Origin of the sequence: Salirhabdus salicampi (assembly GCF_024259515.1) — a bacterium.
GTDB lineage: Bacteria > Bacillota > Bacilli > Bacillales > Alkalibacillaceae > Salirhabdus_A > Salirhabdus_A salicampi.
In genome coordinates this window covers 155,968-173,711 of the sequence record NZ_JANBWE010000005.1, presented here as the reverse complement: position 1 = coordinate 173,711, position 17,744 = coordinate 155,968, and the positions used below count along the sequence as shown (strand labels likewise).

The 17,744-nt window shown below is 39.4% G+C and carries 13 protein-coding genes and 2 other annotated features; of the genes, 4 read left to right on the top strand and 9 right to left on the bottom strand.

Going from position 1 to position 17,744, the window contains the following annotated elements:
- Positions 1–2 precede the first annotated feature (2 nt).
- From trpE to NLW78_RS14135, 5 genes are all read right to left on the bottom strand, one after another.
- A complete protein-coding gene (gene trpE / locus NLW78_RS14155) occupies positions 3–1,409 on the bottom strand; it encodes an anthranilate synthase component I (RefSeq protein WP_254497806.1) in 1,407 nt (468 codons plus the stop codon).
- 69 nt (positions 1,410–1,478) lie between these two features.
- Positions 1,479–1,731: a binding site (T-box leader), on the bottom strand.
- A 60-nt stretch (positions 1,732–1,791) separates the two neighbouring features.
- Positions 1,792–2,048 (bottom strand) — a binding site (T-box leader).
- 93 nt (positions 2,049–2,141) lie between these two features.
- Positions 2,142–2,927 (bottom strand): ABC transporter permease, encoded by a 786-nt coding sequence (locus NLW78_RS14150; protein WP_254497805.1) that lies wholly within the window; start codon positions 2,925–2,927, stop codon positions 2,142–2,144.
- 3 nt (positions 2,928–2,930) lie between these two features.
- Positions 2,931–3,722, bottom strand: coding sequence for an ABC transporter permease (locus NLW78_RS14145; protein ID WP_254497804.1), 792 nt, complete (start codon positions 3,720–3,722; stop codon positions 2,931–2,933).
- Complete coding sequence (locus tag NLW78_RS14140; RefSeq protein WP_254497803.1) at positions 3,715–4,734, bottom strand: ABC transporter ATP-binding protein; 1,020 nt, start codon at positions 4,732–4,734, stop codon at positions 3,715–3,717. The genes NLW78_RS14145 and NLW78_RS14140 overlap by 8 nt, the downstream gene beginning before the upstream one ends.
- A gap of 88 nt (positions 4,735–4,822) precedes the next feature.
- Positions 4,823–5,527, bottom strand: a complete 705-nt coding sequence (locus NLW78_RS14135) for a DUF421 domain-containing protein (RefSeq protein ID WP_254497802.1) — start codon at positions 5,525–5,527, stop codon at positions 4,823–4,825.
- Between the two features lie 107 nt (positions 5,528–5,634).
- On the opposite strand from NLW78_RS14135, the gene NLW78_RS14130 reads away from it, so the two are divergent.
- From NLW78_RS14130 to NLW78_RS14115, 4 genes are all read left to right on the top strand, one after another.
- Positions 5,635–6,930, top strand: a complete 1,296-nt coding sequence (locus tag NLW78_RS14130; RefSeq protein WP_254497801.1) for a glutamate-1-semialdehyde 2,1-aminomutase — start codon at positions 5,635–5,637, stop codon at positions 6,928–6,930.
- 338 nt (positions 6,931–7,268) lie between these two features.
- Positions 7,269–11,744 carry a glutamate synthase-related protein gene (locus tag NLW78_RS14125; protein ID WP_254497800.1) on the top strand — a complete coding sequence of 1,492 codons (4,476 nt, stop codon included), beginning with the start codon at positions 7,269–7,271 and terminating at the stop codon, positions 11,742–11,744.
- 95 nt (positions 11,745–11,839) lie between these two features.
- Positions 11,840–12,355, top strand: a complete 516-nt coding sequence (locus NLW78_RS14120) for a phosphatase PAP2 family protein (protein WP_254497799.1) — start codon at positions 11,840–11,842, stop codon at positions 12,353–12,355.
- A 77-nt stretch (positions 12,356–12,432) separates the two neighbouring features.
- Positions 12,433–13,494 (top strand): FUSC family protein, encoded by a 1,062-nt coding sequence (locus NLW78_RS14115; RefSeq protein ID WP_254497798.1) that lies wholly within the window; start codon positions 12,433–12,435, stop codon positions 13,492–13,494.
- Positions 13,495–13,761: 267 nt separating this feature from the next.
- On the opposite strand, the gene NLW78_RS14110 is transcribed toward NLW78_RS14115, so the two are convergent.
- The 4 genes from NLW78_RS14110 to mutY all read right to left on the bottom strand — a co-directional run bounded on the left by NLW78_RS14110 (position 13,762) and on the right by mutY (position 17,697).
- Positions 13,762–15,537 carry an ABC transporter ATP-binding protein gene (locus NLW78_RS14110; protein ID WP_254497797.1) on the bottom strand — a complete coding sequence of 592 codons (1,776 nt, stop codon included), beginning with the start codon at positions 15,535–15,537 and terminating at the stop codon, positions 13,762–13,764.
- A 75-nt stretch (positions 15,538–15,612) separates the two neighbouring features.
- Positions 15,613–16,143: a nucleoside tri-diphosphate phosphatase gene (ntdP, locus tag NLW78_RS14105; RefSeq protein WP_254497796.1), complete on the bottom strand. Its 531-nt coding sequence runs from the start codon at positions 16,141–16,143 to the stop codon at positions 15,613–15,615.
- Between the two features lie 149 nt (positions 16,144–16,292).
- Positions 16,293–16,475 (bottom strand): gamma-type small acid-soluble spore protein, encoded by a 183-nt coding sequence (locus tag NLW78_RS14100; protein WP_254497795.1) that lies wholly within the window; start codon positions 16,473–16,475, stop codon positions 16,293–16,295.
- Positions 16,476–16,623: 148 nt separating this feature from the next.
- On the bottom strand, positions 16,624–17,697 hold the full coding sequence (mutY, locus tag NLW78_RS14095; RefSeq protein ID WP_437181987.1) for an A/G-specific adenine glycosylase: 1,074 nt from the start codon (positions 17,695–17,697) through the stop codon (positions 16,624–16,626).
- Positions 17,698–17,744 lie beyond the last annotated feature (47 nt).

Genomic DNA, 17,744 nt, shown 5'->3' with positions numbered 1-17,744 from the left:
CGTTACACCTCCAATAATGCTTTCGCTTTATTTAACGTTTCTTCAAATTCACTCTCTGGCACGGAGTCATAAACAACGCCTGCCCCTGCCTGTACGTATGCTCTTTCGTTTTTAATGATCATCGTTCGAATCGCTAAAGCGAAATCTAAGTCTCCATTCACGTTGATATACCCAACTGCTCCCGAGTATGGACCTCGTTTGTTCACTTCTAATTCATTAATAATTTGCATCGCTCGTATTTTCGGTGCCCCTGAAACGGTACCGGCTGGTAAGCAAGAGATTAACGCTTCCAATCCATTAATACCTTCTCGCAATTGTCCTTTGACTTCAGAGACAATATGCATGACGTGTTTATATCGTTCAACGGTCATATATTTCGTTAATTCTACAGAACCAATTTCACATACCCGACCGAGGTCGTTTCTCCCTAAATCGACTAACATCCGATGCTCAGCGATTTCTTTTTCGTCAGATAACAAATCCTTTTCCAACGCTACGTCTTCCTCTTCGGTCAAACCCCTTTTACGTGTTCCGGCGATTGGATTCGTCAAAACACTCCGTCCTTTCACTTGAATTAAACTTTCAGGTGATGCTCCGAGAATGATGTAGTCATCAAACTGAATGTAAAACATGTATGGCGATGGATTCGATCTTCTTAACTTACGGTAAAAGGAAAATGGGTTTCCTTCGAAAGATGCCTGCAAGCGCTGGGATAGGACGACTTGGAAAATATCCCCTTGTTGAATGTATTGCTTCGCTTTTTCCACCTTTTCTTCGAATCCTTCTTTCGTCTCATTGGAGATAAATGAGCCTGCCTTTACTTCTTCCACTTCAAATTCGCTTTTCGACGGTGTACGTAATTGCTCTTCAATCAACGCCACTTCTGCTTCCATCTCTTCTTGATGATGACGGTTCGATAAATCGACCATGACGATAAAAATCTTTTGCAATTGATGGTCGAACACAACGACTTTTTCGTAAAACATCATGTGAACGTCTGGCATATGAAATTCGTCTTCTGGAATTGGACCAATTTGTTCGTAATTACGAATGACGTCATAACCGAAGTAGCCTATACCGCCGCCGTAAAACGGAAATGGTAATTCTTCTGTTTCTTTGCACATGTACTTTTGAATAAAAGTCGTAACATCTTCTTTGATGGGTGTTCGTTCACCTGTTTGCAAATCAACGAGCTCGTGTTTTTTTCCTGTTCCTTCTACCGCTTGGAAAGGGTTGCTTCCGATAAAGGAATACCGACCTGTTTTTTCGTGTTTTAATGAGCTTTCAAACAAAAATTTATTTTTACCTGATAATCTGTGAAAGATGGAAATCGGTGTTAACGTATCTCCTTCCACTTCCTTCACAACGATATTCGTGTTTGTTTTTGACTGATGAAATGGTGTCGTCATTTGGACAGCCTCCTTTTGAAATCGAACCTATATAAACAAAAAGTCCCCCAATTACACATAGCTGTGTAATTGGAGGACGGTTATCCGCGGTGCCACCTCGCATTGGTATAAAGAATACTTTATACCCTCTCATTCGTACGTACACATTGTATATATGTACTGTACTCGCTCCAGATAACGGTGGATGCCGTGCATTCCTACTCTACTGTTCAGAACGCCACTCGTAAGGCCATTCAGCTAATCATATCATGCTCAGCTCTCAGCTATGCTCAGCTCTCTGTAATGAATCTGATTACTTACTCTTCTCACTCTACGCTTTCTCAATCTCAACTTTTCTCTACGCTAAACACTCTCTCTAAAAAATACAAAAAGGGTTCCTCATCCAAAGGACGAGGAACCCGTGGTACCACCTTCATTAACTGCCTTGCAAGCAGTTCACTCAACAGCATCAAAGGGGCCTCCCCTTTAATACCTGTCTCTTGTAACGATGAGACCATTCGCCAAAGCCTACTATCTCCATATGAGAGTTCGGTTTGGAGGCTCAGAAGTCCATTCATTACTACTTCCGCACCGATTCGCACCTACCATCGGCTCTCTGCAGCTTCCGTAATAATTACTCTTCTTCTTCAACGCCTAATGTCGTTCAATTAATGATTACTAATATAATATTGCCTAACGACCTGTTTTGTCAATATCTAATCGGTCACAATTTCGTGAAAAATCTACTACTTATTAATTGCCTGCTCCCCGGTATCGTTTTACCCCTAAGTTCCATAATATAACGGCAAGAGTAAAAAAGGCTAATCCAATAAATGGTGTGGCGAAAGCATAGCCGTACCATTCTTCCCTCCCTAAAAAGTATGCCGACGGATAAACCCCGACAAAGGCGAACGGTAAAATCCACGTTAAGACGTAACGGATTACTTGGTTGTAAATGTCTACTGGATAACGTCCGTAGTTCCCGATATTATACATCATCGGCATAATCGCAGTCTTCGCATCTGACCAGAAGCCGATACTTGCCAGCATAATGAAAATGGCACCGTATACGAGGGCTCCACCCATTACCATAAGAATAAACAAAATAGGATCATACCAAGATAACGATAAATCTAATCGTGAGCCCGCATAAATCATAACGGCTATTCCTGTAATCATCCCGAACAGCGATTCTAACTCCATCCGTTCTAAAATCACTTGGAATAAGCTATGTATCGGTCTCGTTAAAATTCGGTCCATCTCACCTTGTATAATGTAACGTTCGTTAAAGTCCCAAATGTTAAAGAAGGCGGAAAATATCGCAAACGGAACGAGGAAAAATCCGTAAATGAAAATAATTTCTTCTCGATTCCATCCGCTTAACAGCTGGGTATGCCCGAACACGACAAGAATAAATACTAAATTAACGGCTTGGAAAAGGAGGTCAGATAAAAATTCGACGACTAAATCGGTACGATATTGCAAGCGTGTTTTCATATATTGGGAAAAATATTGGAGGAACATTTGTACATAAAACATCGATTAACCTCCTTGCACAATAAGTTGCTTCTTAGCAAGTTGCCATAAAAGCATAATTGGAATAAGCAGAATGAATGACCACATCATTTGAAACAAGATTGCATTGTAAATAGCGTCTCCTGAAAATCCTCCTGTAAAAATCATACTTGGGATATAACTAATTGCTTGGAATGGGAAAAATGCCATGATGTCCTGTGCCCATAACGGGTAAAAACTAATTGGCAATAATAAGCCGGAAAATAAATCAATTATGACCCGCTTCGCCCGAATGATTCCGTCATTGTTAAAGAAGAAAAACGTTAACACACCTGTCACTAAGTTAATTTGAGTATTGACGATAAAGCTGAATACGATTGATAAAGCAAACCATAGCCACGTTGTCACTTCAGTTGAAAACGACATCGGAAAGATAAGTGCGACAATGAACATCCCTGGTACCGAAAAGAAGAAGAGTCGAAAGATCCCTTCTCCAAGTCCTTGCATCGTCTTCATCCCTAAATAACTATAAGGACGTATCATTTCAACGGCTACTTTCCCTTCCTTAATTTCACGGGCAATTTCCCTATCAATATTGTTAAAGTAAAAGGCCCTAGCCATCCATGCTACTGCAACATATGTGACCATTTGTGTAGCGGACAAGCCTTCAATATCGCTTTTCCCACTATAAATGGCCGTCCATAGGAAATAGTAAGCACTAATGTTAATCGTATAAATCATAATGCCTGTGTAATAGTTCGTTCGGTAGGCAAGCATCATCAAAAAACGAATTCGAATCATCTCTATATACTTACCCACGAATAGCACCCTCTTCATAGATGTTGCGGATAATCTCTTCTGTTGAGATTGCTTTTACATTGACATCATTGATTTTAAAGCGGTTGACCACTCTTGCGATCACATCTGAAATCACTTCATCATCATCTTCTACGTTCGCACTCCATACGTTGTTTCGGTCCTGCTGTTGCCAGAAAATCGGGATGCCATTGGCTAATTGTTTTAATTCTTGTTCTGACACTTCGTTCACAAACTGGAATTCTACTTCTTTCCCTTCCACCCAACGGCTACGTAAATCGGTTAATAAGCCATCATAGATGACTTTTCCTTTATCCAACATGACGACACGTTCACATAACGCTTCAATGTCTGAAATATCATGGGTCGTTAACAACACGGTTGTATTGTATTTTTCATTTATTTCTTTTAAAAACTGGCGTATTTTATTTTTTACTAACACATCAAGGCCAATGGTAGGCTCGTCCAAAAAGAGTAATGGTGGGTTATGAATAAGGGCTGCCGCCAATTCGCAACGCATCCGTTGACCGAGTGATAATTTTCGTACCGGCTTGTCCATTAATGGACCTAGTTCTAACGTATTGATAACGTGAGACATATGTTCTTCATACGCCTCATCGGATACTTTATACACTTTTTTCAACAATCGAAACGATTCTTGCACGGCAATATCCCACCATAATTGGGATCGTTGTCCAAATACAACCCCGATGGACCGCACATATTCTTCCCGTTCTTTATGTGGGACGTACCCATTAACAACGACCTCTCCACTCGTAGGGGTTAAAATCCCTGTTAACATTTTAATTGAGGTTGACTTACCTGCACCATTTTCTCCAATGTAGCCGACCATTTCTCCTGGTTTTACAGAAAATGAAATATCATCTACCGCTCGTAAAATTTTATAATTACGGTTAAATAAATCTCGAAATGCTCCTTTTAAACCTGAACGACTTGAGTAGGATTTGAATTCCTTCCTTAAATCATTTACGTATATCATATCTTTTGATGTCATGATTTAGCCTCCTGCATTTCTATCCACTAATGACTAGTTTATTCAACTCATTCGTTAAACACAAATAATTAGCTAAGGAATAAGGAGACTAATCTTGTACTGCTTCGTTCGGTGATTCCAAGAAAACTTTGTTCATCGTGTCTACTTCCACTTCACCGTGCTCATTTAAAAAAGCGAGTTTAATTTGGCATACTGTATCTAAACTTTCATTATATTTTTGCAGTTGATCATTTAACCAATCTCTCGTCCGGTTCAAATATTGCAGATTCAAGTCTAAAATTTCTCCGTCCATTACGACCGGAATCGGGATTGTGTGATGATCCACATGTTCTTTTAATGTGGAATTTGTTTTCTTTATCGGGATTACACTTATAGCCCCATCTTCCTCCATCATCGCTAATTCGATTTCAGGAATTTTTGAGTACCCTTTTTCCCGAATTTTCCCTAATAACTGTTTTATAGACATCTTTGCTTGTTTTAATCCTTTCATATTTATACGCCCGTTACGAATTAATACAACCGGAGCGGGTACGAGAAACCAACGGCAAATCTGATGTAACAGTAAGTAGGAAAATCCTTTATATAGTAGAGCAAAGATAAAACTAGTGAAAACACTAGTCCAAAGTTCCCCGTTATATTTACCGAGTAAAAGGTTTGCCCCAATTAAAATGACAAAGAATAAGTCGAAGGCTGTCATTTGTTGTACTGCTTTTTTTCCGATTATGCGAAAAATGATATACCCGACTATAAAGATCACGACTTGATCAAGTAAATAAAACTGCATCCATTGCATTAGGTGCTCACCTCCGTTGGTTTTATGTTGTACTTTTCTCACAATTATCATGCTAGAAACATTGTGCTAAAATAACGGAAGGTTGATTATGAATTGGAGGTAGAATGATGGACTTTTCAAAATCTGAACAGTTATACATAGAAGCGCAAGAACATATTGTTGGCGGGGTTAACTCACCTTCCCGCTCTTTCAAAGGTGTAGGTGGTGGCACACCTGTGTTTATGGAAAAAGCACAAGGGGCCCACTTTTGGGATGTAGACGGAAACAAGTATATCGATTACTTAGGAGCATACGGTCCTATTATTACTGGCCATGCACACCCACACATTACGAAAGCAATTTGTCATAGTGCAGAAAACGGGGTGTTATACGGAACACCGACTGTATTAGAAAACAAATTTGCGAAAATGTTAAAAGAAGCGATTCCTTCCATGGAAAAGGTTCGGTTCGTCAACTCTGGAACAGAAGCGGTTATGACGACGATTCGGGTAGCACGTGCTTACACCAACCGTACGAAAATCATTAAGTTCGCCGGATGTTATCACGGACATTCTGACCTAGTACTCGTTGCTGCAGGATCTGGACCATCTACCTTAGGTACCCCTGACTCTGCTGGTGTCCCTAAATCTATCGCTCAAGAAGTTATTACCGTACCATTCAATGAAATTGAACCATTTAAGGAAGCAATGGAAAAATGGGGAGACGAAGTGGCAGCTGTATTAGTGGAACCGATTGTAGGAAACTTCGGTATCGTTGAGCCGAAAGACGGATTTTTAGAAGAGGTTCAATCTATCACTCGGGATGCAGGCTCTTTACTTATTTTCGACGAAGTCATCACGGCATTCCGTTTCACATACGGAAGCGCTCAACAACTATTAAATATCGAACCTGACATGACGGCATTAGGGAAAATTATCGGCGGTGGCTTACCGATCGGTGCATACGGTGGTCGCATTGATATTATGGAACAAGTTGCACCATTAGGTCCTGCCTATCAGGCAGGTACGATGGCTGGAAATCCAGCTTCTATATCAGCTGGAATTGCTTGTTTAGAAGTGTTAAAAGAAGAAGGTGTTTATGAAAAGCTCGATAAATTAGGGGCACAACTGGAGGAAGGAATTTTAGCTTCAGCTAAACAGCACCAAATTCCGTTGACCATTAACCGCTTAAAAGGTGCTCTTACTGTTTACTTTACGACCGAAACGGTTGAAAATTACGAGCAAGCCGAAAATACGGACGGGAAAATGTTTGCCACATTTTTCAAACATATGCTACAAGAAAGAATCAATCTAGCACCGTCGAAATATGAAGCGTGGTTTTTAACTATTGCCCATACGGAAGAAGATATTAAGACGACGATACAAGCTGTGGATCGCACATTTCAAAAAATGTCGAATCACTAATATACAAAATTTATGCACCTCTATCCTCGTAATCCGGATAGAGGTTTTTTTACGAAAATTATGAAAGCGCTTACTATCAACACTTGCAACGAATCGAAACTTTTTAAATCCCATTTTCCCTTTGATACTTCATTCATTTTTTTGAATATTTAATTGATTTCAATAATATACTGTGATAATATAAAAATAATTCTGAAAACTTTGACCCGTATTACCTTCTTTTTTTATTTTCCCACAGCTTTTGCATAGCTTTGTGCAAAAGCTATTATTTTCCCTAAACGTAATACCATAATTTTCTTACCATCAAGGAGGTGAAGGCCACACAAAGGCCGACATGAATGAATGAAAAATGGAAACCAAGTCTTTTTCGTGATTACCACAAGCATGAACATGATGCATGTGGAATCGTGTCTAGTATACAAAAAGAAAATAGGCCCACAAATGACAACATTCAACGAGTAATTGACGCACTAGTTACCATGAATCACCGGGCAGGTTTTGTGAACGAGGAAGGTGACGGGGTAGGGATACACATTGATATTCCTAGAAAACTATGGGAAATGAAATTAAACTTGGCTAATCAAAATCGAGCATTAGCGTATGATCCTCAATTCGCAGTAGGTCACATTATGATTAATCACACACACGATTCCGCAAACATCCAATCCACTATTCGAAATACTATACAAGACCAACAACTTTCAATTATTTATGAAACAAACGAAGTAACAAACAGTGAAGCATTAGGACCCATTGCCAAAAAAGAAGAACCGATATTTTGGCAATTTGCCTTATTACCAGAACAACCAATGGAAAATCTCGAACAAGTCTTATTTAACTTAACGATTGAAATTGAGAAAAACGAAAATGTACACGTCGCATCACTATCTTCCCATCACGTTGTTTATAAAATGATGGGTGCTGCAGACCAACTACAAGAGTACTATGTTGATTTAAAGAGTCCTAATATGGCATCAAGTATGACATTAGGACATAACCGTTATTCTACCAATACGAAAACAAACTTCTTCCGTGTGCAACCTTTCAGCGTTTTAGGACATAATGGAGAAATTAATACAATTGCGAAACTACGGGATGAAGCGGAAATGGTAGGCGTACCGTTGACGAATGGCGGGAGTGACTCACAGGATGTAAACCGTACATTAGATACATTCATTAACAAACATAATCTCAGCCTATTTGAAGCATTAGACATTATGTTCCCGCCAATTGTGAACGAAATTAATCGTTATCCAGAACATTTACAAGATATGTATACGTACATTCGGGAAGCATGGGGCCACTTCGCCCAAGGTCCTGCGGGAATTATCTCACGTTACCGTGACGAAGCTGCCTTCAGCTTAGATTCATTAGGACTCCGTCCATTATGGCAACTGGAAACAGAAGATGCTTACCTCTTCTCTAGTGAGCCTGGCATTATGCCAAACGAGCAATACGTAAATGAACCGAAGCCGCTATCCCCGGGGGAAAAAGTAGGGGTGAAATATGATGAAGACGGTTTGTTACAATTATTTGATCATTTTCAATATCAAGAAACAGTCTTTAACCGGTTGAAGAAACGTTTATCTTTTGAGGAGTTCAATACGAGATTACAGCCACAAAAGCTAGCGGAATCCAACCCTCACCCAACCATTCAAAATGTTCATAATGGCTGGTACTCTGCAAACGGGTGGGATCGTGAACAAGTACAGCTATTAGAACAAATGGCGGAAAAAGGCGCAGAACCGATTCGCTCTTTAGGTCATGACGTACCGTTAGCAGCGTTACAAAATGGGAGAAAAAACATTGCTGATTACTTAAAGGAAAGCGTAGCCGTTGTTACGAATCCTGCAATCGACCGTGACCGGGAAGCAGAACATTTTTCAACGAGAACAGTATTAGGAAAACGTCCTTCCCTGTTTGGCCATGATGAAGCTCCTCTAACATTGGAGTTATCATCGCCAATTTTAGTGGAAGGCATTCGAGCTCTTTCTGTTCGCAAAGCGGAACAACAACCTTCATATGAGCAAGTATTAGACTATTTCCGGAATGAGGATAAGTTAGTCGAGCTGTCGATGACTTGTAAGGATGATGAGTCGGTTGACCAAGCATTAAACCGCATCGCGATTAGCGCCGAAGAAGCAGTTGCGGAAGGGAAAGAGTTAGTCGTTTTAGATGACCGGTTAGCTCATCAAGAAGGACATTTATGGCTGGATCCCCATTTGGTCGTATCAAAACTTGATCAACATTTACGGGAGCATCACTTAAGAAGAAGCAGCTCCATCATCTTAAAATCAGCTGCTATCCGTTCATTACATGACATTATTACGGTTTACGGACTAGGTGCCGACGCAATTAATCCATATTTAATGTTTGCTACAGTAGCAAGTGACGAAGATGATCCAACATTTAATTTATATAATGCGATAAATAAAGGATTAGAGAAAGTCATTTCTACTATTGGAATTCATGAATTAAGAGGATATGCTCGTCTCTTCTCGTCTATCGGTTTATACGAGCCGTTTGCTGACATTTTACGTATTGTAAATTTCCTCGGCGCTGAAACGGTTACGTACAACTGGGATGCTTTAAAAGAAGATGCCGAGAAGCGTCGATTGGATTTCCATGATGAAAAAGCAAAACCGACCCGAAGCTTCCATGTGCTTCCGCGTATTTGGAAAGCGATTGGTGATATTGCTAGAGGAGGTTCTTACGATCCTTTAGAGGAGAAGCTTACGAAAATTGAAGAGGATAACCCGATTTCCATTCGTCATTTAACATCATTTAAATCGAGTGGGAAAGGGAAGGAAGCTAGTGACGTCAACATTACGATGGGTGAGCACGACCTGCCATTCATCATTTCATCGATGTCATTCGGTTCCCAAAACGAAACAGCATTCCGTTCGTATGCTGAAGCTGCTGATCGTTTGAACATGATTTCTATTAATGGTGAAGGTGGAGAAATTAAAGATATGCTCGGCAAATATCCGAAAACACGAGGCCAACAAATTGCCTCTGGACGCTTCGGAGTAAATGCTGAACTTCTCAATTCTTCTAATCTATTAGAAATTAAAATTGGTCAAGGGGCTAAGCCTGGTGAAGGTGGTCACTTACCTGGTTCCAAAGTAACCGAAAAAATCGCTGAAGCACGTAATGCGACAGTCGGCTCAGACTTAATTTCACCATCAAACAACCATGACATTTATTCAATCGAAGACCTTGCCCAAATGATATCTGAACTAAAAACTGCCAATGACGAAGCAAAAGTAGCAGTAAAAGTACCAATCGTACCGAATATTGGAACAATCGCTGTCGGTATTGCGAAGGCTGGTGCTGACTACATTAACTTAAGTGGATTTGATGGCGGTACTGGTGCAGCAAGAGTTCATGCGTTACAACACGTTGGTCTTCCAGCTGAAATTGGAGTAAAAGCCGCTCATAACGCATTAATGGAAGCAGGTCTACGTCATAAAGTTGAAATATGGTGTGATGGTGGTTTGCGTAGTGTAAAAGATGTGTTAAAAGTTGTTTTACTCGGAGCAAACCGAGTTGGTTTCGGTACGTTGTCAATGATTGCTGTAGGTTGTACAGCTTGCCGTGGCTGCCACTTAGATACATGTCACGTCGGCATTGCTACCCAAATTGACTCTGAAGCCCAAGCGAAAGATCATGGCCTTCGACGATTCGTACCAAGACAATACGAACCTTCCGTATCCGGTCTTGTGAACCTGTTCCAAGCATTCGGAAAAGAGCTGCAACAGCTTATTGCTGATCTCGGTTACTCAAGTTTACAAGAGGTTGTTGGACGTTCCGATCTTCTTGAGCAATCGACAGGTAAGGAGTGCATGGATTTAACACCATTATTAACGCCATTAGAAGTAGAAGAAATGGATGCTTATCGTGTCCAAGAAGCCCAGCAAGAACGCAAACTTGCTGTTGCAGTAGGAGCGGAAAATTATTTAGACGAAGACGAGCAAACACTGCTTCATTCGCGTACATTCTCTGCCGTTACGAGCAGCCAACGAAACCTCGGAAGCCGCGTGTCTTGTGCTCGCGTACGGGGACGACTAGATGGTTCTTATCAAACAATGGAACCAACCCTGTTACATTACAAACAAGGTTCAATTGTAGGGAACGGTTTCGGTGCGTACATTACAGAAGGCATTCAATCTACTGTTAACGGTGGTGCCCAAGATGGTGTCGGAAAAACTGCATACGGCGGGAAGCTGTTCATTACGAAATCTAAAGGGAAAAACAAGACCTTTATTAACGGATCTGTCGGTAAAGGGTTCGGTTACGGCGCCCAAAAAGGTACCCTTCTCGTTCAAGGGCAAGCTGATTCCCGAGCTGGAATTCGTTTATCTGGTGCAGATTTAATTATCGGCCAACAGCTTAAGTCACCTATCAATGCTCAACACGATGGTAATATCGGTTGCTATGCGAGCATTAAAGGATTCGCGTTCGAATATATGACGAATGGTCGCGGATTAGTTCTAGGTGACCCAGGTCCTTGGATTTGCGCAGGGATGACTGGTGGGGTTGTCTATTTACGTCATCAGCCGGAAATGGGCTTAACTGAGGAAGCGTTACAGAAGCGTATCGCAAAAGGTGCCAAAGTTTCCATTGAGCCACTAAATGAAACTGGACATAAAGATGTCGAAGAATTACTATCTATCTATATTGAACAGTTAAAAGAATCAGATCAAGCAGAAGAAGCACAAGAATTAGAAGCTTTACTACAGGATTTAAATAAACATTTCCTACAAGTCGTACCAGAAAAAATCCAAGCAGATCCTTCTATTTCTACTGAATAAGCAAAAGGCTGAAAACGTTCATTCGTTTTCAGCCTTTTCCATGTTCTTTATGGTAATCTATAGGTAATCAAATTTACGAAAAGGACGTAATGGCTATGAACGATTATTTATTTCATCTCATCCATCAACTAGCAGGACAATCTATATGGCTTGATCAAATTATGATACTATTCTCTAAATGGGGATTTATCGCCATGATCATCTTCACAATCGGATTAACGGTCACTCGTAAATGGAGAAAGGTTGGGGTTATCGGCATTGTCGCTTTAGGTGTATCCCTCGTCGTAAACCGGGTGTTAAAGATCGTATTTAACCAACCGCGACCATTTATGGAGCATGATATCGAGATTTTAATTGCAAGAAGTCCCTCTCCATCTTTCCCGAGTGATCAAGCGGTTATTTGCGGAGTGATTGTTGCCCTATGTTTTATGCTTGGTCGAAAAACAGGTACGATTGCCTTTGTAATTGGTAGTTTAATTGCCATATCTCGTGTGTTTGTCGGTCACCATTACCCCTTCGACATCGTCGTCGGGTTTATACTTGGTTCCTTTTTCACCTTGGTTATTAGGCAGGGAATGGAGCATAAAATGGATAAGACGATGAATTTTTAAAAATATCATCTTTTTACCGTAAAATCGGTGTATAATACTTTCATTACAATTTACGTATAAGGAGAAGGAATACATCCATGAAGTTTGGAGCAAGAGTGTTGAAAACAGGTTTAGCCGCAGCCATCGCCATGTATATCGCATTAAGCTTTGATTTTACTTCTGCATTTTTCGCTGGGATTGCAGCCGTATTTTCGATTCAGCCTTCTATTTATCGTTCTTATCAAAACATTATTGAACAAATTCAAGCGAATATTATAGGAGTGATTAGTGCGGTCGTTGTTGTTATGTTTATCGGAAACGATCCACTTATCGTTGGGTTTACCATTATTATCGTTATAACGGTTTGTATGAGCCTGAAAATAAAAGAAGAAACGATATTACTGGCAATTGTAGCGGTTATTGCCATTATGGAATCGACAGATATTCCATTCATTCAATTTGCTGGTATTCGCTTTTCTTCAATCATGATTGGTATTTTATCCGCTTTTATTGTGAACCTCGTCTTTTTGCCACCTAAGTATGAGACGAAGCTTTTTCACCAGCTAGAAAAGACGTCGAACGACTTATTAAAGTGGATTCGGGTGACAAGCCGACATTTATCTGACCAACCCTCTTTAAAGGAAGAAATAAAGTGGTTTATCCAAGAAATAACGAAGCTTGATCATATGTATTTACTCTATAGTGAAGAACGAACCTATACGAAGAAAAAACGGTATGAAAAGGCACGGAAACTAGTTTTATTCCGTCATTTCATTCATACAACAAAGAAATCGTTAGAAGTATTACGTACTTTACAACGACTCGATAAAGACCTTGCACATATTCCAATTGATATACAAAATCAATTAATCACAGAAATTGATAAAGTTGCCCACAATCATGAAAAATTGCTCTTAATGTGTATGGGGCATATAAAGGAACAAACACCTCTTTCGGTTGATGCTACGCCTAATGTTCCACAGCTTGTCGAAGAACTAATGAACGTCGAAGAAAACGAGTCAATTCAAAGGTTTCATTTTCTACCACTTGCGTCGAGTTTAATTGATTATCATTTACAACTTGAGCATTTAGCAAAGCTGTTAACGAGCTATCGTCAATATCATAAGAACGAAGATATTAAAACAAATCCACATGAGTAAACTGCTATTTAAAAGATTGTTTTTTCCTTTATACTCTATAGCTTAGTTAGCATGACTGTCCCTTAATAGAACTAAGAGAGTAAAAGCTCAATAATAAAACAGATAGAAAAAACGCTCAGATTCACAAATTTCTGAGCGTTTTGTTGATAATAAAACGATAGGCAATGATTTTAGAAATCCTTGCAGGACAAGAGTTTAGTGATAAACGGTACCGGGCTAACCCGTATCCCCTCTCTCTTCCCCGTTATACTATGAACAAGCCTTATATTATGAAATATTTATCGGCTTTGAGGCTTCCTTATCAAGCTGTTGTACTTGGAACAATTTATAATAGTTCCCTTCTTTTCTCATTAACTCATCATGTGTACCCATTTCCTTAATTTCACCGTCTTCTATTAATACAATCCGATCCGCATGGGTAATCGTTGCAAGACGATGAGCGACAATAAACGTCGTTCGATGGGCAGCTAATTTTTCTAACGCTTCTTGAATGTAATGTTCACTTTCTAAATCAAGAGCAGATGTTGCTTCATCAAAAATGAGAATTGGCGGGTTTTTCAAAAACACTCTAGCAATCGCCACGCGTTGACGTTGACCACCTGAAAGCTTTACTCCCCGCTCCCCTACTAACGTATTATATCCATTTGGTAGATTTTCGATAAATTCATGGGCGTTAGCCGCTTTCGCTGCTGCGACTACTTCTTCATCAGTTGCGTTCGGATTACCCATTTTAATGTTCATCGCTACGGAATCACTAAATAATATATTATCTTGTAAAACCATACCAATATGGTCTCTGAGAGAACGTGCCTGAATATCTCGTATATCTTGATGATCTACTACTATAGCACCTTCGGTCGGATCGTAAAAGCGTGGAATTAAACTAATTAACGTTGATTTCCCTCCACCACTCATCCCAACAAAGGCAACTGTTTCTCCTTGATTAATGGATAAGTTAATATCCTTTAACACATAAGACTCTTCGTCAGAATATTGAAATGATACATTACGAAATGCAACTTCGCCTTTTACGTTTTCAATCTTCTTGGCATTCTGTTTATCTTGAATATCATATTGCTCATCAAAAAATTCAAACACACGGTCCATGGAAGCAATAGACTGTGTTAATAGAGTTGAAGAGTTTATGAGTCGGCGTAACGGGTTATAAACCCGGTCCATAAAGCCAACAAAGGCGATCATTGTACCAATCGTTAAACCACCTAAGATCACTTGGTAACCAGCAAAGGCAATGACGAATAACGGCGCTAAATCGGTAATTGTATGTGTCACCGTATAAGTTCTTGCATTCCAGGACGTATGGGTCAATGCTTTTGATAGGTACTTATGATTTTGGCGGTCAAACTGCTCTTGTTCATAGTCTTCTAATGCAAAACTCCTTATGATAGACATACCTTGTACGCGCTCATGGAGATGACCTTGCATTTCGGCAAGTGCTTGAGAACGCTCACGTGTTAATTTACGCAAACGGGAATAAAAATATTTCACTGCAAACCCATATAACGGGAATAACATAATTGCAATTAACGTAAGCCATACATCCATATAAAACATGATACCTAATGCAATGATAATCGTAATCATATCAAGCCATATGTTCATTAACCCTGTAATGACAAAGGTTTTCGTTTGCTCAACATCGTGAATCACTCGAGCAATGATCTCCCCGGTTTTCGTTCGCGAATAAAATTGTAAACTGAGACGTTGAATATGATCGAACAATCGATCCCGTATATCATATAAAATTTTACTCCCGGTCCATTGGGCTAAATATTGACGCCAGTACTCGACAATAGGTCGCAAAATTAAAAAGACCCCAAAGGTAATTCCCATAACGTATAATAACTTTTTAATTTTTTCACTTTGGGAAATATCCTCAGCGATGATAATATCATCAACAACGTATTTTAAAATAAGTGGCATTAATAGCGGGATTCCGAACTTAATAATGCCAATCCCTATTGTTAAGAAAATTTTCCATTTGTAAGGCTTAACAAAGGTCATATATCTATTGATACTTCCCATTCAAACACCCTTCCCCTTTTCATCAAAAAAACCTGTTGAAAGAAAGCAACAGGTTCTATTTTAACATACCTAATATTATCTTAAGTACGTTAAATAGCGTTCATACCATTGATCAATAAATTCCGGCGCAAACGGCCCTTTTCTTTGCCGAATCCACCGCTGTAACGTTTCTACATTATTTTTTAAAATTTGATCCAATACCGTTGGATAATTCATTTCCTTCTTATGTTGTTCATATTCATCTTCATCTAACAACGTATGGGTCATATCTGGATACACTTTCACATCTAAATCATAATCAATGTATTTTAACGCTTCTTCATCATAAACAAACGGAGAACCGACATTGCAGTAGTAATAAATGCCATCCAACCGTATCATTCCAATGACATTAAACCAATACTTCGCATGGAAATAACAGATCGCAGGCTCTCTCGTTATCCAAGTCCGGCCATCACTCTCCGTAACCGTAGTTCGGTCATTGCCACCAATTAGCACATTTCGAGTTGCCTTTAGCACCGTTGTACTCTCCCATACCCTATGGAGCTGTCCGTTATGTTTATAACTTTGTATTTCAATTTTATCTCCAGGTACTGGGATGTTCATGAAATCTTCCTCTCTACAAAAACACGTCCAATTATTGTCCTTTCATAACATTATAACGATTTATTGCTTCAAATGAAAATATAACATGAAAAGAGCACTCCTATGTATGAAAAGGAGTGCTCTAAGTTACAGCCTCATTTAGGGGGGTGTTATCTTTTGTTTTGTTGAGACTTCTGATTTTGTCTTCTTACTTCTTGAGCGTCTGTCTCAGAAGCAAACTCAGAACCGAACTGCCCTTGGCCACCTTGTGCAGCTTGCTGGTTTTGCTGTCTTACTTCTTGTGCGTTAGTACCAGAAGCTGTTTGGTTAGCATTGTTTCTTCTTTTGGCCATCAATATCACCTCCGCATTACTTAATTTGTTCATAATAAGATTCGTTATACAGTATTTTAAAAAACCAAAAAATACCAAATGTCAGAATAAAAAAGAGTGAACGATAAAAAATAAAAATCACCCGCTATTGATAGCAAGTGATTTTTCGTTAATGACTAAGTAAATAAGTTTTTAACTTTTGATGGGATACTGGAAATGGAAGCGTTTCTAACTCGTCAATGTTCACAAATTTCGCTCTGTCATGATCCAACTGCCCATCTAATAAGTTAGCTTCAAAAGCTTCTAATTCCCAAGTTAAATGGGAGAAAATATGTTTCACATCTTTTGCTTTATCGCCAATTTCAATTTGAAGTCCATACTCCCCATAAAACCAATGGGGTACATTTGTTAAGTCAACATCTTGTAAAGGTATCATGGGAAACACCCATAAATTAGCTAACAAACCCTTTTCTTCACGTTTTTGCACTAAGACATGGCCTTCTGCATTTTTAATAAGTAGCACTGTATATGGAACTGTACGTTGCTTTTTTGCATTCGTTTTAATCGGCAACGTTGTTTCAACACCTTCACGATAGGCTATACAATGCTGTTGCACTGGACATAACATACAAGAAGGATTTTTCGGCTTACATATTAAGGCTCCTAATTCCATTAAGCCTTGATTAAAGGAAGATGGATCTTCCCTAGAAATTAATTCTGACACTTTTTCTTCGATGATTTTTCTCGTTTTCGGTTTGGCGATGTCATCTTCATTACTTAATATTCTAGAAATGACACGCATTACATTCCCGTCTACAGCCGGTTCTGGTTGGTCAAAGGCGATACTTAAAATCGCACCTTTTGTATATGGGCCAACACCCTTTAGGCTACCTAATTCCTTTGGGTTATTAGGAACAGTACCACCATACTCGCTTTTCACTTCACGCACTGCTGATTGCAAATTACGGGCACGGGAATAATATCCTAAACCCTCCCATGCTTTTAACACTTCTTGTTCATCAGCATCTGCTAAATGGTGTAAGGTAGGGAACTTTTCCATGAAGTGATAAAAATATGGAATGACCGTTTCAACTCGCGTCTGTTGGAGCATAATTTCCGATACCCATACTTTGTAAGGATCTTGGTCTTTTCGCCAAGGTAAATCACGCTTTTCACTTTGGAACCATGAGATTAAATCATGTTGAAATTGTAATGTTTGGAAGCCTTCTGGTAATACAGATATCTTTTCCACATTTACTCACCCTTTTTTTACAATCAATGTTGTTTATA

What these genes read in the sequence shown, in the direction of transcription:
- NLW78_RS14110 (WP_254497797.1), bottom strand. Translation starts at nt 15,537, where the DNA reads ATGGGAAGTATCAATAGATATATGACCTTTGTTAAGCCTTACAAATGG.
- ntdP (WP_254497796.1), bottom strand. Translation starts at nt 16,143, where the DNA reads ATGAACATCCCAGTACCTGGAGATAAAATTGAAATACAAAGTTATAAA.
- NLW78_RS14135 (WP_254497802.1), bottom strand. Translation starts at nt 5,527, where the DNA reads ATGCAATGGATGCAGTTTTATTTACTTGATCAAGTCGTGATCTTTATA.
- NLW78_RS14115 (WP_254497798.1), top strand. Translation starts at nt 12,433, where the DNA reads ATGAAGTTTGGAGCAAGAGTGTTGAAAACAGGTTTAGCCGCAGCCATC.
- NLW78_RS14100 (WP_254497795.1), bottom strand. Translation starts at nt 16,475, where the DNA reads ATGGCCAAAAGAAGAAACAATGCTAACCAAACAGCTTCTGGTACTAAC.
- trpE (WP_254497806.1), bottom strand. Translation starts at nt 1,409, where the DNA reads ATGACGACACCATTTCATCAGTCAAAAACAAACACGAATATCGTTGTG.
- NLW78_RS14120 (WP_254497799.1), top strand. Translation starts at nt 11,840, where the DNA reads ATGAACGATTATTTATTTCATCTCATCCATCAACTAGCAGGACAATCT.
- NLW78_RS14125 (WP_254497800.1), top strand. Translation starts at nt 7,269, where the DNA reads ATGAATGAAAAATGGAAACCAAGTCTTTTTCGTGATTACCACAAGCAT.
- NLW78_RS14140 (WP_254497803.1), bottom strand. Translation starts at nt 4,734, where the DNA reads ATGACATCAAAAGATATGATATACGTAAATGATTTAAGGAAGGAATTC.
- NLW78_RS14150 (WP_254497805.1), bottom strand. Translation starts at nt 2,927, where the DNA reads ATGTTTTATGTACAAATGTTCCTCCAATATTTTTCCCAATATATGAAA.
- NLW78_RS14130 (WP_254497801.1), top strand. Translation starts at nt 5,635, where the DNA reads ATGGACTTTTCAAAATCTGAACAGTTATACATAGAAGCGCAAGAACAT.